Source organism: Bdellovibrio sp. KM01 (genome assembly GCF_013752535.1).
In the GTDB taxonomy this organism is placed as follows: Bacteria; Bdellovibrionota; Bdellovibrionia; order Bdellovibrionales; family Bdellovibrionaceae; genus Bdellovibrio.
Window position 1 is genome coordinate 3,568,165 of sequence record NZ_CP058348.1, and the last position, 20,649, is coordinate 3,588,813.

At 46.0% G+C, this 20,649-nt stretch carries 20 protein-coding genes; 7 read left to right on the forward strand and 13 right to left on the reverse strand.

The window, feature by feature from the left end; translation table 11 throughout:
• Positions 1-52 precede the first annotated feature (52 nt).
• From aroC to ung, 6 genes are read right to left on the reverse strand one after another with little or no spacing between them, the layout of a single operon-like run.
• Positions 53-1,081: a chorismate synthase gene (aroC, locus tag HW988_RS17120; protein ID WP_181605359.1), complete on the reverse strand. Its 1,029-nt coding sequence runs from the start codon at positions 1,079-1,081 to the stop codon at positions 53-55.
• On the reverse strand, positions 1,078-2,904 hold the full coding sequence (locus tag HW988_RS17125) for a shikimate kinase (protein WP_181605360.1): 1,827 nt from the start codon (positions 2,902-2,904) through the stop codon (positions 1,078-1,080). Before HW988_RS17125 ends, aroC begins: the two co-directional genes overlap by 4 nt.
• The gene (locus tag HW988_RS17130) at positions 2,901-4,079 is read right to left on the reverse strand and encodes a 3-phosphoshikimate 1-carboxyvinyltransferase (protein WP_181605361.1); all 1,179 of its coding nucleotides are present in this window, start codon (positions 4,077-4,079) and stop codon (positions 2,901-2,903) included. Before HW988_RS17130 ends, HW988_RS17125 begins: the two co-directional genes overlap by 4 nt.
• Positions 4,072-5,127: a hypothetical protein gene (locus HW988_RS17135; RefSeq protein ID WP_181605362.1), complete on the reverse strand. Its 1,056-nt coding sequence runs from the start codon at positions 5,125-5,127 to the stop codon at positions 4,072-4,074. Before HW988_RS17135 ends, HW988_RS17130 begins: the two co-directional genes overlap by 8 nt.
• 6 nt (positions 5,128-5,133) lie before the next feature.
• On the reverse strand, positions 5,134-5,550 hold the full coding sequence (locus HW988_RS17140; RefSeq protein ID WP_181605363.1) for a hypothetical protein: 417 nt from the start codon (positions 5,548-5,550) through the stop codon (positions 5,134-5,136).
• Between the two features lie 39 nt (positions 5,551-5,589).
• Complete coding sequence (gene ung, locus HW988_RS17145; RefSeq protein ID WP_181607869.1) at positions 5,590-6,285, reverse strand: uracil-DNA glycosylase; 696 nt, start codon at positions 6,283-6,285, stop codon at positions 5,590-5,592.
• A gap of 159 nt (positions 6,286-6,444) precedes the next feature.
• Between ung and HW988_RS17150 the strand changes: the two genes are divergently transcribed.
• Positions 6,445-6,846 (forward strand): hypothetical protein, encoded by a 402-nt coding sequence (locus HW988_RS17150; protein ID WP_142701665.1) that lies wholly within the window; start codon positions 6,445-6,447, stop codon positions 6,844-6,846.
• Between the two features lie 3 nt (positions 6,847-6,849).
• Here HW988_RS17150 and HW988_RS17155 read toward each other — a convergent pair whose 3' ends face one another.
• A complete protein-coding gene (locus HW988_RS17155; RefSeq protein WP_181605364.1) occupies positions 6,850-7,764 on the reverse strand; it encodes a sterol desaturase family protein in 915 nt (304 codons plus the stop codon).
• 215 nt (positions 7,765-7,979) lie between these two features.
• Here HW988_RS17155 and HW988_RS17160 point away from each other — a divergent pair, with 215 nt between their 5' ends.
• Positions 7,980-8,960, forward strand: coding sequence for a hypothetical protein (locus HW988_RS17160; protein WP_181605365.1), 981 nt, complete (start codon positions 7,980-7,982; stop codon positions 8,958-8,960).
• A 61-nt stretch (positions 8,961-9,021) separates the two neighbouring features.
• Here HW988_RS17160 and HW988_RS17165 read toward each other — a convergent pair whose 3' ends face one another.
• Positions 9,022-9,930, reverse strand: coding sequence for a DUF2817 domain-containing protein (locus tag HW988_RS17165; protein ID WP_255490096.1), 909 nt, complete (start codon positions 9,928-9,930; stop codon positions 9,022-9,024).
• A 164-nt stretch (positions 9,931-10,094) separates the two neighbouring features.
• On the opposite strand from HW988_RS17165, the gene HW988_RS17170 reads away from it, so the two are divergent.
• The 4 genes from HW988_RS17170 to HW988_RS17185 all read left to right on the forward strand — a co-directional run bounded on the left by HW988_RS17170 (position 10,095) and on the right by HW988_RS17185 (position 15,104).
• Entirely contained in the window at positions 10,095-10,316 is a 222-nt protein-coding gene (locus HW988_RS17170) for a hypothetical protein (RefSeq protein ID WP_142701670.1), read from the forward strand.
• Between the two features lie 155 nt (positions 10,317-10,471).
• Complete coding sequence (lexA, locus tag HW988_RS17175; RefSeq protein WP_181605366.1) at positions 10,472-11,191, forward strand: transcriptional repressor LexA; 720 nt, start codon at positions 10,472-10,474, stop codon at positions 11,189-11,191.
• A gap of 130 nt (positions 11,192-11,321) precedes the next feature.
• A complete protein-coding gene (locus tag HW988_RS17180; protein WP_181605367.1) occupies positions 11,322-13,295 on the forward strand; it encodes a hypothetical protein in 1,974 nt (657 codons plus the stop codon).
• A gap of 249 nt (positions 13,296-13,544) precedes the next feature.
• On the forward strand, positions 13,545-15,104 hold the full coding sequence (locus HW988_RS17185) for a putative glycoside hydrolase (protein ID WP_181605368.1): 1,560 nt from the start codon (positions 13,545-13,547) through the stop codon (positions 15,102-15,104).
• A 225-nt stretch (positions 15,105-15,329) separates the two neighbouring features.
• On the opposite strand, the gene HW988_RS17190 is transcribed toward HW988_RS17185, so the two are convergent.
• The 3 genes from HW988_RS17190 to HW988_RS17200 all read right to left on the reverse strand — a co-directional run bounded on the left by HW988_RS17190 (position 15,330) and on the right by HW988_RS17200 (position 17,142).
• Positions 15,330-15,701 (reverse strand): TraR/DksA family transcriptional regulator, encoded by a 372-nt coding sequence (locus HW988_RS17190; RefSeq protein WP_088615720.1) that lies wholly within the window; start codon positions 15,699-15,701, stop codon positions 15,330-15,332.
• Between the two features lie 393 nt (positions 15,702-16,094).
• Positions 16,095-16,442 (reverse strand): hypothetical protein, encoded by a 348-nt coding sequence (locus tag HW988_RS17195; protein ID WP_181605369.1) that lies wholly within the window; start codon positions 16,440-16,442, stop codon positions 16,095-16,097.
• A gap of 91 nt (positions 16,443-16,533) precedes the next feature.
• On the reverse strand, positions 16,534-17,142 hold the full coding sequence (locus tag HW988_RS17200) for a TetR/AcrR family transcriptional regulator (RefSeq protein WP_181605370.1): 609 nt from the start codon (positions 17,140-17,142) through the stop codon (positions 16,534-16,536).
• A gap of 162 nt (positions 17,143-17,304) precedes the next feature.
• On the opposite strand from HW988_RS17200, the gene HW988_RS17205 reads away from it, so the two are divergent.
• A complete protein-coding gene (locus HW988_RS17205; protein WP_255490097.1) occupies positions 17,305-18,570 on the forward strand; it encodes a penicillin-binding transpeptidase domain-containing protein in 1,266 nt (421 codons plus the stop codon).
• A 70-nt stretch (positions 18,571-18,640) separates the two neighbouring features.
• Here HW988_RS17205 and HW988_RS17210 read toward each other — a convergent pair whose 3' ends face one another.
• Both HW988_RS17210 and HW988_RS17215 read right to left on the reverse strand, forming a co-directional pair.
• Positions 18,641-19,912 (reverse strand): beta-sandwich domain-containing protein, encoded by a 1,272-nt coding sequence (locus tag HW988_RS17210; RefSeq protein WP_181605372.1) that lies wholly within the window; start codon positions 19,910-19,912, stop codon positions 18,641-18,643.
• Positions 19,913-20,029: 117 nt separating this feature from the next.
• On the reverse strand, positions 20,030-20,641 hold the full coding sequence (locus tag HW988_RS17215; protein ID WP_181605373.1) for an FxsA family protein: 612 nt from the start codon (positions 20,639-20,641) through the stop codon (positions 20,030-20,032).
• Positions 20,642-20,649: the final 8 nt, after the last annotated feature.

Sequence of the window (20,649 nt, forward strand, 5' to 3'; positions counted from 1 at the left end):
ACGCCGTACCTTTCTGAAACGCAGTGCACCCCCAAAAGGTACGGCGTACCTTTTAGAGTTTGTCTGTTTTAGCCCAGAGGTGGTGGTCTGCCAATACTAGCCATGTCATGGCCTCCAGCACTGGGATTGCGCGGGTGACGATGCAAGGGTCGTGGCGGCCTTTTTTTGCCACATCCAAAATAGAGCTGGTGGGTTTAAAGGAAACTCGCAATAAAATGTCATCGCCCGTGGAAATACCACCGCGAATTCCTCCGTAAACGTCCTGAGAGCCCTGATGGAACTTTGTTCCCTGAACCTCGGCTGAATCGAAACCCAAACCCAACTCAAATCCGTTCGCAGCCCCTACGCTCATGAAAGCCATGGCCAGGTCCGATTTCAATTTATGAAATACGGGCTGACCTAGGTGCGCCGGCGGAGCCTGAATCAAAATTTCTGCGATACCACCATAGCTGTCGCCGTTTTCCTGCGCTTTCTTTAAAAGCTCTGCGACCTTTTGATCGTCTTTAGAGGGGAAACGCGCTTGATAGGAATCGACATCGACATTGGCCACATTTTTACGATCAGCTTCTGGCAATTGCATGGGACCAATCTGTGAAGCATAGCCAATGACCTTGGTGCGAGCACTGACTTCGTTCAACAACATTTTCGCAACCGCACCGGCCATCACCCGAGACACCGTTTCGCGTCCTGAAGAACGCCCCCCACCTCTGTGATCACTGTGACCAAATTTATTCTTCCAAACATCATCAGCGTGACCTGCACGTGGAGAGCTTTGAATTTTTGAATAATCCTGAGAACGCGCATCTTGATTTCTTACGATGATCGCGATTGGAGTCCCCAAAGTTTTTCCGTCAAAGACACCACTTAAAACTTCCGGAACATCGGTTTCCTGGCGGCCAGAAACAATTTGTCCCGATCCATGGTGCCCCGGTCGACGTCTTTCCAATTCACGAGTCAGAAGACTCGCATCGAATTGAACTCCCGCAGGACAGCCATCAATTAAAACACCCAGAGCTGTTCCGTGACTTTCACCAAAAGATGACATTGTAAAGCGAGATCCAAATTGATTTGCTGAACTCATGCTTTTTCCTCACACTCTTTCCAGAAAACTCGCTGTAGCTGAGCCTGGGCAATAAACATCTTCAAACCGGATTCATAGTTGGCGCCACACAACTGCGCGTACTCTCTGCCCACTGAATCTTCTTTGTAATTCAAATCAAAAACCATGGCTGGCTTCCATTCCGCTGGGGGCATATAAGTCTCGTCCACTCGCGGTGCCGCCCATACAATGACTTTAGGAACAAAGTCAGCTGAAGCTTTAGAACCATCACGGGGCTCACCCGTGCGAGCAGAATAATAAGAGGCATGAGGCAGAACTTTTTCAATCATCGGCAATGTGCCACCGCCGCCCCAGACGACAATCTCTTTTTGCAAAGGCGCGAGCATGCCCACACCTTCGATCAACTCGACAAAGCCAGCTTCATCCGTTGATGCTCCCTGCCACTTCCCTTGTTTTTTATTATAATACAACGTGTTCACAGCGCTAAGGGTTGAATGCTGACACCATTTCGCTGCGGGCTCTTTGTGCGGAGCTGTGACGGCAGCATATTGCAGCCCCATTTCCTGCAATACGGGCATCGCCTGATCCCACTCATCACGGGCAATGCGAATTGCAAAAACCGGAATATTTCTTTCAAAGAAAAAATCAGAATGTTCAACCGGAGTAAAACTGTGGACCACCGGATCACCCAGGACCGCCGCAAAATTCGCTGGTTTTGCAGATGTCATCATCCACTGAAACAAGCTGGGTTGATCGCCGGCACTGCCTTCGCCTTCACGCCAAAAGTTAATCAGTTGTTGGCCTTTTTGGCGAAGTCGGTACCACGTCCAACGACCGTCCGTTGAGCGCGGAATAAAGCTGCGTGCTTCATCCTGTTCTTGTTGCCAGTGATGTAAGCGTGACAGATCTTTGAAACTTTCAATCAGTGGAGCAAATTTTAAATGCGCAACTTCCGATTCCAATTTCTGCAAATCCAGATAATGCGCGCTCTCATGGGCCGACAGAATGATTTTTTCTTTCGGGAGATTTTCTAAGACATCAGTCGGTGCGCCCAGCTCCAGGGGCCAATCAATCCAAGTCGCTTTATTCAAAATGAACTGGGCATTATCAGATTTCCACCAACCGGCGCGGTCTTTGGCAGCACGGAATGAAAAGATAAATTTATCCTGAGGAAACTCACCGATGAAGTGCAGGATGTTTTCCTCACTTAGAAAATCATCCCGCAGTTCAAAGTACTCAACGCCACGACCCGCATAACGTTCTTTGAACATAGGCAGGCGATGGGGTTTTTCAAAAATGGACGCAAGAACCGTCACTCCCCCGCCGATGTTTTGTAATTGATGAGAAAGAATTCGACGTTCCAGATTTAAAACCTGGTGATGATGTTCAAATACGCCTTCTGGCATTAAGTACACTTCGTCGGCCACCGCTTGATAGCGAACTTCACGGGGACTTGCTCGTTTGATGAATTCCTGTAACGGAGTCATGTCGGGATTCAAACGCGGACGATTTAAAAAGATGCGCCCATCCAAATCTGTTTGCCTTTTGACCCACAGTACATGCAGGTCATTGGGAATGATGCTGACATCGAAACCCGCTCCTAAAACCAGAAAGATGTCTTTATAAGGTTTTTGCAAAACCTCCAGGAACATCTGTCTTTCCATTTCACGGAAATAGGCCTCCCCATGCTCCATGAAAAGTTCTCGGATAGTTTTACCGATGCGTTTTTCGATCTCATCATCCAGATCCAAGTAAGCGACATTCGGATTTTGCATGGTTAAGCTCATGCGCTTGATCAATTCTGTTTTGCCGGTGCCACGATGTCCGATGATTAATGTAATCATGGCTTAATCCCGATCATGTCCCAGAATTCCGGAAAACTTTTATTGATAGCTTCGGGATGTTGAATTTTTATTTCATGTCCCATCAACTTCATCAAGACCGCAGCCATCACCATGCGATGATCTTCGTCAGGATTAAAGACGATGCCTTTTTTCAAAGTTTGGCTGGGATTCCCATGAATGACCATGCCATCCTCCAGGACTTCGTGTTGAATTCCCAAAAGATTGAAAAGATCTGCCACCTTGGCGATACGATTGGATTCTTTCGCGACCAAGTGAGGTGCTCCATGCAATTTTGAAACGCCTTCTGCAAAACTGCAGACGACCGCTAGCACCGGGAACAGGTCCGGGCATTGAAACAGATTCCATTCCACAGCACGCAAGTGCTTGGGTTTACTAATCGTCAGAGTTCTGCCGTCCAGCTGAACTCCGACGCCCATTTTTTTAAAGATATCGACGAAAACTTTATCGGGCTGCTCTGTCACTTCCGGAAAATTTTCAATGACTGACGTCCCAGCCAAGGCGCCTGCTGAAGCCATGGTAAACATCGAGCTCATGTCAGCTTCGACTTCGTAAGCCAGTTTTTCCAGACGTTGTTCTGCAGGAACCAAAAATCCTGTGGGAGTTTGCTTGATGCGCAAACCCATTTTTTTAAGCATTTCCAGTGTCAGCAGAAAATAGCTTTCAGAAACTTTGCTGCCGACCAATTCAAAATCCAGATCAAAACTTAAAAGCCAGGAATTAAGAATCAAGGCAGAGGCGTATTGGGAAGACTCGGTCGTGTCGACTTTAATCGGCACGCCTCTGAACTTCTTCCAGCCTTCACTGACGATATGCATTTCATTTTTTTTGATTTGCGCCTGAACTCCCAGCTGACGAAGAAGATCAATCAAACCTTTTTGAGGACGGGACATCAAACGCGGGCTGCCTTTCAGAACATGCACGCCACGAATGCGCGAGGCTCTTAAGGCCATAAAACGAAACGTGGTTCCACCCTCTCCACAATCAATGCGACTGCTTGCTTTCAGCCCCTTAAGGCCTTCTCGCATAAAGCGCACATCATCACATCCCGCAAAACCGTGCAGATCCAAAACTGGAAAATAGCTTTGGACAATCAATGCACGATTGAAAACAGATTTGGATCCCGGGATGCTTCCTTGAAAGTGGAACTTAGCCATGAAGCTCCTCTTCGCGCTGGCGACAGATCTCGATTAAAAGATCATCGACACTGACTTCTTGGATAACGGTCTTGCCAGGTTTTTGTAAGAACACAAAACGCAACGTGGCCGCTTTGGTTTTCTTTTTATCATTTAAAAGCAAACGACGATATTCTTTAAGGTCATTGCTTTTAATGGAAATCATATCATCACGCAGTGGTGATAACAGGAATCCCATAATCGGCTCTGAATAAATTTTCTCAGCCTCTGCGGGTTTCATGATTTTCTTTTGCACACTAAAGCGCACGGCAAAATCCAAACCATAGTTAATAGCGATTCCATGAGGCAATTCGTAATAGCTTTCCAAAACGTGGCCGACAGTATGGCCCAGGTTCAGAACATGACGAACGCCTTTTTTCTCTTCAGGATCTTTGGCGACAACTTTGTATTTGGCTTTAACCGCCGACTCCAGATGCTTCCACAGAACTTTGGAATTCACCTGGCGTTCTTTGGCTAAAGAGCTCCACAACTTTCCACCCTCGATCAGAGCGATCTTTACCAGCTCTCCGAACCCCTCATAGGCACGGGCTTCGGGTTGCGACATCAGCACCGAGCGAACCATCAAGATTTGCTCTGCAGGATAAAATGTGCCGATTTGATTTTTCGCGCCACCAACATTCAGCGCTGTTTTTCCTCCGTGTGCGGAATCAATCGCCGCTAACCACGTTGAAGGAATATGGATCAAGCGCACGCCGCGCTTTAAAATACTTGCAACAAACCCACCAAAATCACCCAGGCTGCCACCACCCACCACAACGATCGTGAGTTTTTTTACAGAAGTTTGTTCTGTTAATTTAGTAATTGCTTTGATGTGACGAGGGAATTGCTCGATATCTTTTAAATGCTCACCCGCTTTCACTGCATATCTTAGGGCGATTTGCTGGGACCATTTTTTAAAGACAGGAGATTTCTGCGCAAGGATCTGATCGTAAATCAGAAGAAGTTCCTCCCCCAGTTTTTTTACTGGAGGAAGTTCGTTCGAAAAGACTAGCGTGCTTTGAGATTTCATCAATGCTTACTTTTGCTCTGCGTATTCAGATTTAGCTTTTGCGTAAGAATCAGAAATTGAATCCCAAGCTTTGCTCATGCCATCTTTCATATGGCTCCAAGCCTTGCCCGAGCTCTTTTTAAGTTTGGAAAGATCTTGCGACATGCTTTCTTGTTTTTTCTCAAGAGCAGCAATTTGATCATTCATTTCTTTTTTAGCTTCGCCAGTTTTATCCGCAGCGGCTTTTTTAAGTTCTGCAGTTTCCTTTTTCATTTCAGCAAGTTTCGCTTCCATCTCTTTTTGGAAAGCGTCTTTTTGTTCTTTGGAGTAGTTGGCTGCCGAAGTAGCGGCGTCAGAGGTTTTTTGTTTAACTTCCTCTGCAGTAGTTGCAAATGCGGGTTGAAATGCAGAAAGGGCGATCAAAAGTGCGAATACAGATTTCATATATGGTCTCCTTAATTCAAGGAGACCAGTTTACATGCCCTATAGGCTCCAGTCCACAGGCTCTTTACCCTTGGACTTTAGATACTCATTCGCTTTTGAGAATGGCTTTGTTCCGAAAAAGCCGCGATGTGCCGACAGCGGCGACGGATGAACAGATTCAATAACGAAGTGCTTTTTACGGTCAACGAAGGCCGCCTTCTTCTGGGCATAGGCGCCCCACAAGATAAAAACAATGTTTTCTTTTTCTTCATTAAGAACATGGATGATCTTATCCGTGAATTCTTCCCAGCCTTTACCTGAATGCGCAGCTGCCTTCCCGTCTTCCACCGTCAAGACGGCATTGAGTAAAAGCACTCCATTTTCTGCCCACTTGGTCAACGAACCGCTTTTAGGAATCTCCACTCCCATGTCGGCCTTCAGTTCCTTAAAAATATTCAGCAATGACGGCGGGAAACGCACTCCATCACGCACTGAGAAACACAAACCATGCGCTTGACCGGGACCGTGATAGGGATCTTGGCCGACGATGACCACTTTCACCTTATCAAGCGGTGTCAAATTCAGCGCCGCAAAGTATTCATCGCCTTGCGGATAGATAGTTTTTCCTGCTTTGGACTCTTTTTGCAAAAATGCTGTCAGACTTTTCATGGAGTCTTTTTCGAACTCTGATGCCAGTTTCGCTTTCCAGCTCGGGTGTAATTCTATTTTATGTTTGGTATTAGATAAATTTTCGATTTTGCCGCTCGTCTCAGAATGATACTCGTCAATAGTCTAGTTTCGCGATTCTAATTCAAACCTATTGGTTTTCAAATTATTTTTCATGCCGACGTTAACTTGACCAGACAAATCTAAGCCTCATTGTTAAACTAGTTATAAGGAAAAGGAGGCCCGCCTATGACGAACCTTCCAAACCCCACTATTCAACTTATTGAGGATAATCCAGAAGTTAAGTCCTTTATCTATCAACAGATAGCGGAATTTGACGGCTTTGTTACTCCTGAAACTGTGGTCACCGTTGTGGCCAGAAATCCGAAAAAACTCGCGCTTCAGTATGAAACGGAAGGCAAGGAATTCAATCGTCGCGATTTGAGCAAGCTCTATCGTATTGCGATTGTTCTATCGGATGGCGAAGCCAAGGTCGAAGCCGAAGGTGTGCATCAAGACATCTATCTTGCGATCAAACTGGCAAAAGACAATCTGATGTTGAAGCTGGTTGAGATTCAAGACTCTGTTGTGAGTCACCAAGATCGCTTGGTGGAGATCAATCACTATCTGCAACCACAGACTCTGCACTAAACTTTAATCGACTCTCTTCAAGCTGATTGGAGGGAGTCTTCCTTTAAGATAGCGGAAGGGATGAGCCATAAGTCCCGGGATGTCTTTAGGGATATTCTCACCTTCAACTCCGACGGCGCCGACATGCTGACCTTGCGGGTTGTACCACGTCTTAAAAACCACATCCCATAGCGATAAAACTTTTCCGAAATTCTTTGCAGAAATCTCTGGCGTGACCGAGTGATGCCAGCGATGCAGTTGAGCCGTATTAAAGATTTTATTAAGCGGTCCCATTTCAAAATCGACATTCGCATGTTCCAGCAATCCCGTCACAGCATTGACCAGTAAAAATAATGCGATCAACTCTTGGGGCACCCCCAACAGGAAAAGCGGGAAAAAATAAAAGAGCCAGTTAAAAAACAAATCCACCGGGTGAAAAACACCTGCATTATCCCAATACACGCGCTCGACCACGTGATGAATGGAATGAAATTTCCAAAAGGCTGTCACCGTGTGACCAAGACGATGGGTCCAGTAAAAAAAGAATTCGCAGATCAAAAGCGCCGGCACCAGCTGCATAAGTAACGGCCACTCTTTGGGCCACAGCGTGTGAATATTGTCGTGGATAAATCCAGATGTAGAACTTAAAAAAGCAAACCCTAAAATGATCTCAACAATCTTTGAAAGTATCGGCAGGACGATGTTCGTCAAAGTAAAATTGTAAATGCGATCCCCGCGAGGAATATTCCATTCTGCACGGTAAGGCATCAATCGCTCTGTAACCGCAATAATCACAATTGCGCCAATAGAAATCAGCGCTGTAAGCACGGCGAGCTTTTCACCCGGAAAGTTGTTCTTGAACAGAAAAAAGAGATAAACCGCAGCTGCTAAAAGAGCTGGATAGTAAACACAGCGGATTGTTTGATGAAGGGCTTTCATATTTCCTCTTTTTCCTTTTCATTATCCAAGCAAGAAGCAGACCCGAAAAGCCCCAGAGATAAGCAATAGGTAAGATCCTGGAAGGATGTAGTTCCAAGGACCGAAACTCGCGGGCTGACGTCAAAAAGTTCGACGTGCTAATCCCTTTTAAAGGCGTTTAGTTCTCCTCTGAGCACCTCTGTGCTGGCACGCCCCTGGCATTTGCTTTCCTCTATATGAAAACATCCGTTAAACGCCTGATTCAAATAGTTTCAATTTTCTTAGTTTGCCAGTCTGCGCTGGCATCTGAAACAGATAATTTCACAAGACGTAATCTTGAAGTTGACGCTCAGGAATGGCTCAACTTGCAGATGAACGAAGCGATTCAAAACGCGGTTCAAAAAGCGGATCCCAACGTGCCTTATTCAGTTCATAAAATTTTATTTAAATCTTTGGGCGGAGTGTTCTGGGCCAAAATTGAAAAGTGGTCTGACAATCCTGTTTCCCCGGCGGAGCAAGTTCAATTCGAAGAATCTATATTCCGCGACGTCGGCCATTTCAAAGGGACTTCCAGTTTTATTCGTCGCCTGGTAAAATTCAAAAGCTATTACTCCCCCGGCATCTATCGCATGGGTGATACAGTCTTTGGAGCCGACAAGTTAGGTCACTTCCTGCAATTGGGTTATTCGATGTATCTGGCTGACGGCCAAAAAAGAAAGCCGGAGTTCAAAGACGTAAGACCTCTGTTTGCAAGATTCGCGGATGTTATTTCTGGCGACGCGAAATTCAGAAAGCAATTGCAATCAAAAGGTTTAGATTTGGCTTACGAATACAGCCACTTTCAAGAAAACGGGGAATGGGGACTTAAAGGCCCGATGGCCCGCTCGTGGGCCGACATGGCTGCCAACGTAGAAGGATATAAATTCTGGTCAGAGCTGACTGGTGGCTCAGACCCCTATGTTAAAAAAGGGGCTGATGGTCGCTGGGTGCAGGTAAAGAAATTCGACTGGGGTCGCTATGTAACACCGGCCTGGGACGAAGCCGTGAATCACACAGACTATGATGAACGATTCCACGATCAAGTTGTAAAGCGCAGCAAAGAGGCGATGGAGAAATCAGGATATACTCTGCCAAGCATTCAAAGTATTTATGACAAATACGGCTTGGATACGAATCAAGTATTTAACAATCAGTGTTCAAAGATATTCGTGTTTTAATTGAATCGATTTGGAAATTAAAAAGGCTCCTGTTGGAGCCTTTTTTCATGATTTCTTTCAATTATTTTCCAACTTCAAAAGCGAGTGGCAGATACTTACTTGAATTCGTCGCTGATGAAGTATTCGCTGCTTTTCTTGCCGCATCCAACTTCACCAGTGTTCCGATGATGTCTTGCAACTGATCAAACGGCGCCAGGTTCGGTGGAAGGTTTTCTTTCAGCTCCATCGTTAATACCGGAGTGCTTCTTTCCATCCACATGTAGCGACCAAGACTGCCCGGATAGTTTCCTAAACTTCTCCACGGCAAGTAATCAAACTTTGGCGGTGGAGAAAATTTCGGACCATCGAAATCCAAAACTTTTAGCGGAGTGTGCACGGACACGATGAAATCAGGTTTGAAATCATCAATATGGTGAAGGGCACATTTCGTTTCCGGCTCGCTGCCACCTTCTTTACCTGGGAAGCGACGAGGATTTTCACTTGTTGTTTTCTTCCAGGAAGCAATCGCGCCCGCATCCCAATCTTTTGTTGGGAAGTTGCGATTCACGTCGATCTTGTTCGCGTTTGTGCGAGTTTTGTATTTCACACCGTCAGGATTTAGAACCGGAACAACTCGCCACGTATTTCTTGGAGCGATACTTTCCAAACGTTCCATCCAATAACGGCCCACTGTTCCCGCATGTGTTTCATCACCATGAATCAGACTGATCACCAAGATACGTTTCGCACCAGTATCACTAGCTGTTTTGTCATAGTGATAAATAGGACGACCCTCAACGCTCACGCATTGCGGATCCATTGTCACTTTAGCACAAGCTTGTTGCAAAAGTTTGTCATCCCACGCGCCTGGGAATTTTTTAAGATCGTTCACGCAGGTCTGATCAAGGTTTGCAAACTCCGCATGCGCTGCGGATACCCCTGCGAGTGAACAAATCATGCTTACTATTAGGTAACGAAGTGGCTTCATCATTTCTATCTATTATCCCACGTCTTTGAATTCTCTCAAGATGAGAAAATGCCTTTTTTCGATCCAATCTGAGAATCGCTATAAAACGACTAAAGTCTTATAGCCATTCGTCCGTAATGTAAAAGGTGATGTTTTTAGCACTCATGTTGTAGTTTTAGGAGGAAGGTATGGTTAATAAAGGTGGTTTTAGTTTCGTCGCGATGTTGGTGATAAATCCCGTCGTGATACTCTTCTACCAAAACTGCTCGATGAGCCCCATCAGCCACGCGCAGAACTCTCCTCCCAAAGTGATCGAGCGTAAAGTCGCTTCTGAGGTGAAACCTATTTTAGCTGAGGTAAAACCAGCTTGTGACACGAACAAAAAAGAGTGCCCAACCCTTAAGGAGTAAGCCTTTCTCCTGATAAATAATGTTGTTGTTCAAAAGCCCTGGCGCATAAAATGCCGGGGCTTTTGTTTTGTCGTTGGCGCGGCGCTGAAATGAAAAACTAGACCATTTTCTTTTTGACTTACACATTATTTACACTGTAAGTTCATATGTAAGTTATGACAAAGAAATTGCCCCTCCCATCACTGACACCTAAAGAAAAATCCGTCCTCGAGTATATCGAGGCGCACATCTTAAGTTCAGGTATTTCTCCGTCATATCAAGAAATTAAGGATCACTTCGGTCTAGCATCGTTCAATTCGGTTCAGAATTATCTGAAGCAATTGACGACGAAGGGTTACATCACAAACCCAGTTAACCAGAAGCGAGCCATCCAAGTGCTTCATTCAGCATCAGCTGTTCAGGATCACTTGCAAGCAAAAGTCTCGACGACGACGGGATCTCATCGCACTAAGCTCCTCCAGGCTCGTGACGAGATCCTGTCCCTTCCCTTACTTGGGAAAGTGGCTGCGGGACAACCTATTGAAAATTTCAAACATGATGAATTCGTAGATGTTCCACCCTCCATGGTTCGCAATCCTTCAAAGTCATTTGCTTTGAAAGTGCAAGGTGATTCCATGATTGATGACGGCATCTTTGATGAAGACATCATTCTTGTTCAGGAACAAAAGTCTGCGGGCAATGGTGACATCGTGGTTGCAACTGTCGACAATGAAGCAACGGTGAAACGTATTTACCTACGCCCTCGCCCTGACAGTGGCAACTCAGATAAACAAGTTGAGCTGCGTCCGTCCAATTCCACAATGAAATCTATGTGGTTCACACCAGATCAAGTTGAGATTCGCGGAATCGTTGTCGGATTGATTCGCAAATTCTAATCTCAAATTCATACGGCTGAATTTTTCTAGATGGTCCTGGTTTGTTCTCAGTCCGGTTCCGTGGAGTGGGTCTTGCCTGCTCCCTAAGCTCCTTTCATAATGTTAAGAAACAGCTTAACCGGGACGTTCAATGAAATTTGTTTTTAGCAGCTTGCTAGTAATGGCTATGATGGCCTTTGTTCAACCTTCGTTAGCCAAATCAAAAAAGAAGTCCACCAAAAAAGACGCAGCCACAGTGACAACGCCAGCACCTGAGGCCACTCCGACCCCAACAGCAACACCTGCTTTAACTCCCACGTCTTCTGCCCCCCCCGCAGAAACGCCAAAAGCCGAAGCCAAAGAATCAGACGATTACACTCGCCCTGTGTTCTTCTCAGTTGAAGAGCCTGATGTAAAAGTCAAAAACCCAACAGTTTCATACGATTTAAAGTCTGATAAAGGTCGTTCTTTAAAGATCGCGGATTTTGTTTTCAACAACGATTCTCTGCGCGCGTCGATTGAGGAAAAAAATCTGCGCATCACTTGGGACACGATGATTATACCAACTGGTGATCTTTCGATCATCGATAGTTATGGTAAAGAATTGTGGAAAGTGAGTTTAGACAAATCCGGTGATTGGAAGTTCTCTGATTTTAAAAGTGAAAAAGCACCTCAGTGGCAATCAGGAAACCACTTCCGCTTTTGCTTAAGATCAGAAAGCGGCAAAGGTTTTACCGCGATGTGCACACAAACCTACGGTGTTGAGATCAAAGACGACACGATCACGCTGGATTACACGAAGTCTGAAACTGCTCCTCGCGTAATTGCATTAAACGAAGAACGTAAAAACTTGAAAGACGATATCGAAGTTGCCGTTGGTGCACCTATTGGCTTTTTAGCTACTTTGAAGTCGGGGGCGACATATGAATTTATGTCAGAACCTATTGCTTTGGATCTTAAAGATTTCGTCGAAAGCGAACAAAAAGGAAATGTGACTTTCAAAGGCGCCCTGCCCGCTCCGATTGGTGACACCAAAATTCTGCCCGGAATTGAATACGGTGCTGTGACGAAGGCTTTGGGCTTTCAAAAATCCATTGCCGAACCCTTAGACCTTTGGCAACTCGACGTTCCTTTGAAAAATCCTCGTCTGCATTTCCATGGAAAATATGGCGGTGTCTTTACCTATAATTTGGAAATTAAAAACTATCCGAGGCTAAAAGACCGTATATTCCTTCATAAAAATGCATTGAAAGGCACTTATAATTCAAAAGATCAAGTCACTGTCAAAGTCGACAAAGATTCAAAAATCGAAGGACTGGCTCCTGCGAATGAAAAAGACAAAGAATCTGATTTAAGAATCTGGAAATTTGAGACGGGGGAAAAATATGCGCTGAACAAGCCCCAACTTCTTTTGAGTGAAGGTGAGACAGGCAAAAGCGAACCCCACAAAGCCTATATCGAAATTTATCGTGGTGGCTCTGGCGAAGCAAGCTTGCGTCTTAGCGGTATTTCCACAACATCAGGAGGCTCTACGTTCATCGGCGAAGCCCATTTGCAATATTGGTTTAATGACCTTTTCGGCTGGCAAAACAATTACCTATCCAAACAACGCTGGGGTGTTTCCGCAAAATACTTCACAACATTAGCTGACGTCGATGCGCAAAGAGAAAACGGCGGCACAGAAAAAGTAAGCCTATCATCTACAGAAGTAGACTTGCGCTACCGCTTTGCCCAGGGCCTCTGGGAGCGCGACGAAACCGTCGGTGCCATCGCAGCCTACGAAGCCCTCTCTGTTGGCGAACAGAACGCCAACAAAATTGGTGTCGGTCTATTCTGGGCCCGTTCAATGCCAAAAACATTCGACAACTGGTTAAACAAGATCTCTTTCTTTAACCACCCCAAATACGTCGACATGGAATTCATCCAATTCGTTAGCTCTACCGACAGCGGAACAAAAATGGGAAATGATTTCCTATTAAACTTCCATGGTAAAATCCTATTCACAAACACCTTCTTTGGCGAACTGGGTTTCGGATTGAAGAAGTACGATTTCACCAAAGCCGACGACTCGGGTGCGAGTCTATCAAGCTTCTACGGCACAATCGGTGCCGGTGTGGATTTCTAATAAATCACAGAAAATCCAAGAAAAAAGGAGCTCTCAAGGCTCCTTTTTTTTTGAATCTATTCCGCCCGCCAACCCGCAGGAACCAGAACATTAAAAAATATTCTGCTCCTTTTTTAAAAAGTAAAATGGTTACGTTTCCTATTTTTTATACACATTTGCTAGTAGTGAACGAACTCTGTTGAGACGCCCTTCACTTTTCTTCCTCCCTTCCGAATTTAGTACGGAATAATTAACCAAGGGGGAGGAACCATGTTTATAAAATCCATTCTTGGAATGTTGCTCGCTGCAAATATTGCTGGCGCAGCGACTTCCAAAGTAGATGATTCTGACAAGGGGTGGACCTGGTATCGTATCGGTGCATACGCGGACGATGATGCTTATAAGTTGATTGCCCACGGCACTCACAACCGCAACGGTTACAGCCAATACACATTTAATGGCACAGGAGTCGCTGTTTATGGGTGGCAAGGTCCTAACGGTGGACAGCTTGAGTTCATAGTCGACGGCGTATCACGCAAAACAGTCAGCGTCGCCAGTTCTGTTGAACGCTATAACTTTAAAATGTTTGAAATCGCAAACCTCAGCAAAGGCAACCACACTCTTAGAATTGTTTCAAAGAATACGAGATGGGTGATGATCGACTATCTATTGATTGAAGATGGCGTCACGACGACACCAGCTCCAACACCGTCACCTACCGTTTCTCCGTCTCCCTCACCAACTGTGACGCCGACACCAACGGTAAACCCTTCACCAACCGCAACGCCACAGGATCCAACTCGTTACACCGATGATCGCGAATTAGTTGTGCGCACGATTGCAAACTTCTCTAAAGCAGATGACGTCGTGAAATTCCTGGATATGGCAAAACGAAACAACTTCAATATCGTCTCCGTTTCCATCAAACAGGACGAAGATGAAAATGTTCCTTCAGGAACTGTTTTCTATCCAAGTAAAATTGCGCCAGTCGCAGCAGTTTACAAAAACTTTGATGTGATCGGCACGATAATCACGGAAGCCGCGAAACGCGGTATTCGTGTCAAAGCCTGGATCCCGCAATTCCACGATCAGGTGGCGGCTCGTAAGAACGCTGACTGGGCGATGAAAGCTTTGGTGAACGGCAAGATCGTTCCATTCCAGGGAAGCAATCCTGACAGCCCGGAATATTTCGTAAATCCCATCAATCCGGAAGTTCAGGATTACGAAATCTCTATCATCAAAGAATTCCTATCCATGTACAAAGTGGATTCCGTAGCCATCGACTGGTTGCGCTTTGATAACTGGAATATGGACATGAGTGATAAAACGCGCAGTGATTTCCAAGCGATCTATGGATATGATCCAGCGACTATCAACTTTGCGCAAAGCTCAACAAAACGAACTCAGTGGAATGAATTCCGCATGCAAAAAGTAGCGGACTACGCTGGCCGAGTAAAAGCCGCAGTAAAATCAGTACAAAACGTCCCACTAGGCTCTTACACTCTGCCACCAGAATTCATAGAATGTGCCCAAAGCGCAAAACGCTTAGCACAGCACTTAGATTTCTTCAGTCCAATGGCGTACTACGACGACTGGGGCTATCAACTAAACTGGGTCTATGACAGCGTAATCGCCGATCTAGTATCGGAAGTAGGTATCACTAAAAAAATCATCCCGGCCTACAACTACTACTGGTCAATAAGCGAGTTCCAGCAAATCTATAAAACGCTAAACACACGCTACCCACAGATCCGAGGAGGCTCCTTCTTCAAATACGGAAAATGGACCGAATCCGACATGACCACAGCCGACCAAGGCAGCAAAAAATAAATCCCGAGGCGGAGGGCACGGACCACAGCGCAGGCGTACTCCAAGTACGCCGAAGCGAGGACCGCTCCCGACAACGCAGTCGATTGGGCTATTTTCACGAGCCGAGCCCCAAAAATACGAAAGGGAACATGGCTCAGCCCTGCTCCCTTTCAATCCCCTCGAGACACAGTAACTCCTGATTAAGGAGTTACCTTAATATTTAATTTTGTAGCTCTTGCTAATCCGTTAGCCGCGAGCGTAGCGTTTGTTCACTGACTCGCGAATCTCAGCACCTTCGATGCTTAGACGAGTCCAAGGAATTGCGCGCAGACGTTCTGGCTCAATTTCCTCTTCAGTTTCTTCGCAGAAACCGAAAGAACCGTTTTCGATACGTGCCAGAGCCGATTCGATTTCCATAAGCTGCGAACGAAGTCTTTCGTGCATGCTTAGGAATTCCTGTTCAGCAAGTACGCGAACCGTTTGGTCGCCTTCGTCGCCGCCCTTTTCCTCGTTCTGGTCCAAATTCAATCGTGCTTCCTTCACTCTATTGAGGATATCTTGCTTCGATTGCAAAAGTCTTTGTCTGCATTCGCCGACCAACTTTTCAGAGATAGCCATACTGCCCCCCTCGTTCCTTCGAGCTTGAGTGCCAATTTGGAACTGAACTATTAAGTTCCAGCCCTGTATTTTTTGCAAGCACAAAATCTTACATCACCTTACAGCTTTCCAACTCATTGATAATACTTATATTTCAATGTTTGTGGACAATGATGCGACTATGCTAAATACCCGAAAAATCGGGCCTTATGACATCTTCTTTCACATCCTGCAGGGCGTTAACATTATACACCCGAAGGTTTGGAAAGAAAACAGGGGGGCCTTTGGAAGCTAGTTATTCTCAGATTAGAACAAATAAAACGTGGTCTGCGGAAAAAACAAAAGGCGACCTACTAGACTTCGGTCGCCTTCAGAACCCCTTATATATGTATAAACAATCTCCCCCGAGACTGCTTAAAGACAATCGGCTACACGAGTAAGGAGGTCGCTAGTTGCCTCTTGAAGCTTATCCGACATGCGCTTGCCTTGAACCCCGCGTGTGCGGAAAGCTTTCGCCGAGGCTTTCATTTCTTTAGTGATAGATTTCTTGGAGGTCTCGCCCGAAGCCACAACGAGATTGTCAGAGTACTCTTCCAAAGTGGAAGCAAACGTCTCATGGTTACTAACCAGGCTGTTCATGATTTGGGATTGAGCGTCTCTCATGGACTGCAGCTCGGTTTTAAGAGCTTTGCAATTGTCATTGGAAGCAGATGCAGCTGTCGTCGCGATGAGGATTGCGGAGGCTAAAATCAGTGCTTTCATGAAGAGACCTTTCGTGTAGATAGGTCTCTTCTAAGCAATCCCCCTGCCACCTCCAACTCGATTTTACAGAGGGAAGAGGTGACATTTCAGGCTAGGATTTGAGAATTTTTTCAAACTCGTCTTTTGTGTCGCCAGCCGTGTAAGGCGCTAGCAAACGAGTCACGTGGCGCTTACCGCGCTCGATTGTACGGCGGCCCGGTTGGCGTTCCGCAGACTCGAAGAACTGCAGGAACGTCGTGGACATTGCCAGCAACGATTCTGCTACGTATTGCATCTCGTGAACGTCATCGATTTTCACCATTTTGCCTTCGCGCACCCATTGACGGTACAAGATGACCATCAACTTCATCATTTTCTGAATATGCGTGCGCCACATTTTAGCAAGCTCCACATCTTTGCGACGAAGAGCATACATTTCGCGGTGGAAGAAACGGTAGCGCCAGTAAAGATCGAAGTTGTCGTTGATGAATTCTTGTGGAGAGACTTTTTTTACGCGACGAGGACGCCATACATCGTATGTTTCCTTAGCCATGCGCTTGAACAGTTCCACCAGGATTTCTTCTTTGTTGTCATAGTGGAAATAGAGGTTGCCAGGGCTGATATCCATCGCTTTTGCGATGTGATTCGTGGTGACAGCAACAACGCCACTGCGATTAAAGAGATCGATGGATGTGAGAAGGATGCGTTCTTTAGTCTTCATGGTATTAAGTCTTTAGTCCAATTTAACTAGGGAGTCACGTCGTAAACCCTTAAAAGTCGCACTCTGAGCCAGTTTGCCGTGACTTCTTTCGAGAATGGCCTTGAAACTGCCAATTTACTGGTGTTACGCTTAAAAGATATGCGATCTAATAGAAAACCTAATTTGTTGAAACTATTCATATTTTCGAGCGTTTGCGGAGTAGCAATTTACTCTCTTGTGGGCTTCACTAAAGCCAGCACTCCAGAAGCACAAGCCGAAAAACAACTTCAATCCCAAATCGAACAGCGTTCTCAAATTGCCAAAGCATTGAACGACAAGATCAAAAACAACGAATTGCCTTCTAAGATGAACGTGCAATGGGATGGCCATGACGAGCAGTTCGCGGTCAACTACACGATCGATTCGTCTCTGCAACAAGAGGCAGATCGTCTTTTGAAATCCTACAAACCTGATTACGGCGCGATCTTTATGATCGATGCGACAACAGGCGAAGTTTTGGCTATGTCGAGTTTCCAACGCGACAACCCCACAGGGAACAACTTGAACCTCCAAGCGACTTTCCCGGCCGCTTCGGTTTTCAAAGTTGTGACAGCGACGGCTGCAGTTGATAAAGCTGGCGTCGAGCCATCCCACAAAATCCACTACAACGGTGGAGCATATACTCTATACAAAAAGAATGTTTTATCGGACCGCGTAACACGTTGGACGAATGTGATTTCGTTGAAAGACGCTTTCGCACGTTCCATCAATACAGCGTTCGGTCGTTTGAGCATCGAAAACCTTCACCCAGAAGATTTGAACGAGTACTCGAACCGTTTCATGTTCAATCAAGAGATCGCTGCTGACTTCCCAGTGGACATGGGCGTTGCCTATATCCCACCGGGCAAAGGTTTCGAAATGGCAGAGGCGGCTTCTGGTTACAACAAAATGAACCGTATGAGCCCTGTTCAAGGTGCCATGATCGCAGCTTCGGTTGCGAATGACGGTAAAGTTGTTGTTCCTTACATCGTAAACTCGATGCAAGACAAAGAAGGCAAAACAGTTTACCAAGGTCAAACTATGCACAAAGGCGAGACGATGACTAAAGAGTCTGCTTTGAAAGTGCGTGAGTTGATGGAGCAAACAGTTATTGCTGGTACTTCTCGTCGCTCTTTCCGCCCGATCACAAAAGATCGCAAGTTTAAAGAAATCGAAATGGGTGGAAAAACAGGTCACTTGACAGGTGACAACCCTAAGGGCCGCGTTGATTGGTTCGTAGGTTACGCTCTGGAAGAAAACAGAAAGATCGCCGTTGCAGCGATCACTGTGAATAAGAAGTTCTGGACAGTTAAATCCGCTCACTTGGGTCAAAGCATGTTTAAGAAATACTTTGCTCCAGTGATCGCAGCTCAACAAGCGAAACGCAGCATCACTTCTGTAGAAAACTAAAAGGTACGGACACACTTTCTCCACAAAATTTAAAAATAAAAAAGGCAGGATCATCTCCTGCCTTTTTTTCTTAGTTCACTCGCTTGCTGATGTACTGAGGAGCGCGGAAATAAACTTTTCCATCATCATTGTCACGAACAGCGACAATACCACCTTGGTAAACGCCCACAACCTGGCCCATATAGTAAGCGCCATTTGTCATAGGACCTGACATCACACGGTCACCCTCGCAGATGCCCTTGGATTTTTCACAACGGATGCTTTTCTTAACAGTTTTTGAATTACGGAAGTAAGACTTGCCATCATCATTATCGCGAACCTGGAAAATTCCATTGTCATAAACAGCGATGATGCTGCCGAAATAGAATTTATCCGAAGTCATGGGACCCGAAAGAACGCGGTCGCCAGTGCATTTACCGTCAAAGCATTGAATAGCTTTAAATACGCTCTGCGGATTGCGCAAATAGCTTTTCCCATCATCATGATCGCGAACCAAAACAGTCCCGTTCGTGTAAGCTCCAATGACAGTTCCTGTATAACCTTTAGAGTCAGATAAAATCGACAGAACTCTGTCGCCGGAGCACATAGGTTTCGAAGTCACACATTCAATTTTTTTGAAAACAACTGCTGACGAGCGCACATATGTTTTGCCGTCATCGTTATCGCGCACCTGAACTTGGCCATTGTCATATACTCCCACGACAACACCGAAATAGTATTTCGAGCCGGCGATACTAACGACCGCATCACCCGTTCTTAAGCGACCGGCAGATGATGGCGGAGGTGGGTTGCCCGGGCCTGGTGGCGCCGGTTGTGGAGGGAATACATCACTTAAAGACAATTCAGGCCAACGCTCATCTGAAGATACCAAGACCGTGACATCGGCTTCGCCGCCGTAAGCTTCCATACGCAAATCGATAGTGAACACACGTTCGTTCAGGTATTCAGAACTCATTGCCGCGCCCGCAGTTAAGAGATCAGGGCTTACCAGGTTGCGTACTGGCGTTGTGTTCACACGCGCGCCACTGATTAGTACTTTACCGGCATTCACGCGGATGGAAACTCTTTGAACAACAACACCCGGGCGAACAGAGATACGGTAGACCGTTCCACCAGAAGCTCTTGAAACATTTGAAATACGCAAAGTACCCGCTTCAGAAGCAGGTGTGCTGGGCTCAGATGGTGGAGGCGGTGGAGGAGGTAGAGGCGTTGGATTTTGATTTTCCGCGGAGCCAGATTCTGAACCCGGATCCAAATCAGGAAGGTCTTCGATGCTATCAGCGCGCGCGATAAGTGAAACTGACAGAATGACTGCAACAAGGGAAAGTAAGGCTTTTTTCATATTGCGAGCTTAGATAACAGATCACCACAAGAAGCCACTACAATTTCCGAAGTCGGTTCTAAAAAAACCGGTGCCTTCAGGTCAACAGGCAGAATTTTCAGACTCTGCCTTGTAAGCCTACTCGTCTTTCTTCTTTTCTTGATGAGTGATTTCAATCGGTGTGACGTCCAACACTTCAACGTCTGTGAGTTCACGCTCTTGAGGGGCCTCTTCGTTTATGTCTCTGAAACCTGAACCATCATTGCGAAATTCGTAATATTTAAAGCCACCAGGACCGCCAGCCTGGGGACCACCGCCGCCCATGCCACCCATGCTGCCAAAGCCGCCGAACCCAAAGGGCCCGCCACCGCCGAAGTTAAAGACACGCGCAGAACCGCTGGCCATTTTTTTCGCCATGTAAAGCTTAAATCTCCACACGATCAAATGACGAAAACCCGGAAGCAATAGGAAAACACCCGCGATGCGAGTAAAGGCAGAAGGGACCAGGAAGCACAAACCAGAAATAAATACCGCGCCTGAGTGCAAAAGTTTATTCGCTGGCAGCTGCCCACGCGAAACCGTGCTTTGCAAACTCATCATGGCCATGCGACCCACGGTGTTCACAATCAGAATACCCAGCAAGCACGGCACAAAGTAAATCAACATGGTGTTGAAAAAACCCGCGATACGCACAACCGAGAAAAAAATAATAATTTCAGCAATCACCCACGGCAGAGGAAGTACGAACATAAAACGTC

What these genes read in the sequence shown, in the direction of transcription:
- aroC (WP_181605359.1), bottom strand. Translation starts at nt 1,081, where the DNA reads ATGAGTTCAGCAAATCAATTTGGATCTCGCTTTACAATGTCATCTTTT.
- HW988_RS17125 (WP_181605360.1), bottom strand. Translation starts at nt 2,904, where the DNA reads ATGATTACATTAATCATCGGACATCGTGGCACCGGCAAAACAGAATTG.
- HW988_RS17130 (WP_181605361.1), bottom strand. Translation starts at nt 4,079, where the DNA reads ATGGCTAAGTTCCACTTTCAAGGAAGCATCCCGGGATCCAAATCTGTT.
- HW988_RS17135 (WP_181605362.1), bottom strand. Translation starts at nt 5,127, where the DNA reads ATGAAATCTCAAAGCACGCTAGTCTTTTCGAACGAACTTCCTCCAGTA.
- HW988_RS17140 (WP_181605363.1), bottom strand. Translation starts at nt 5,550, where the DNA reads ATGAAATCTGTATTCGCACTTTTGATCGCCCTTTCTGCATTTCAACCC.
- HW988_RS17150 (WP_142701665.1), top strand. Translation starts at nt 6,445, where the DNA reads ATGACGAACCTTCCAAACCCCACTATTCAACTTATTGAGGATAATCCA.
- HW988_RS17155 (WP_181605364.1), bottom strand. Translation starts at nt 7,764, where the DNA reads ATGAAAGCCCTTCATCAAACAATCCGCTGTGTTTACTATCCAGCTCTT.
- HW988_RS17160 (WP_181605365.1), top strand. Translation starts at nt 7,980, where the DNA reads ATGAAAACATCCGTTAAACGCCTGATTCAAATAGTTTCAATTTTCTTA.
- HW988_RS17165 (WP_255490096.1), bottom strand. Translation starts at nt 9,930, where the DNA reads ATGATGAAGCCACTTCGTTACCTAATAGTAAGCATGATTTGTTCACTC.
- HW988_RS17170 (WP_142701670.1), top strand. Translation starts at nt 10,095, where the DNA reads ATGGTTAATAAAGGTGGTTTTAGTTTCGTCGCGATGTTGGTGATAAAT.
- lexA (WP_181605366.1), top strand. Translation starts at nt 10,472, where the DNA reads ATGACAAAGAAATTGCCCCTCCCATCACTGACACCTAAAGAAAAATCC.
- HW988_RS17180 (WP_181605367.1), top strand. Translation starts at nt 11,322, where the DNA reads ATGAAATTTGTTTTTAGCAGCTTGCTAGTAATGGCTATGATGGCCTTT.
- HW988_RS17185 (WP_181605368.1), top strand. Translation starts at nt 13,545, where the DNA reads ATGTTTATAAAATCCATTCTTGGAATGTTGCTCGCTGCAAATATTGCT.
- HW988_RS17190 (WP_088615720.1), bottom strand. Translation starts at nt 15,701, where the DNA reads ATGGCTATCTCTGAAAAGTTGGTCGGCGAATGCAGACAAAGACTTTTG.
- HW988_RS17195 (WP_181605369.1), bottom strand. Translation starts at nt 16,442, where the DNA reads ATGAAAGCACTGATTTTAGCCTCCGCAATCCTCATCGCGACGACAGCT.
- HW988_RS17200 (WP_181605370.1), bottom strand. Translation starts at nt 17,142, where the DNA reads ATGAAGACTAAAGAACGCATCCTTCTCACATCCATCGATCTCTTTAAT.
- HW988_RS17210 (WP_181605372.1), bottom strand. Translation starts at nt 19,912, where the DNA reads ATGAAAAAAGCCTTACTTTCCCTTGTTGCAGTCATTCTGTCAGTTTCA.
- HW988_RS17215 (WP_181605373.1), bottom strand. Translation starts at nt 20,641, where the DNA reads ATGTTCGTACTTCCTCTGCCGTGGGTGATTGCTGAAATTATTATTTTT.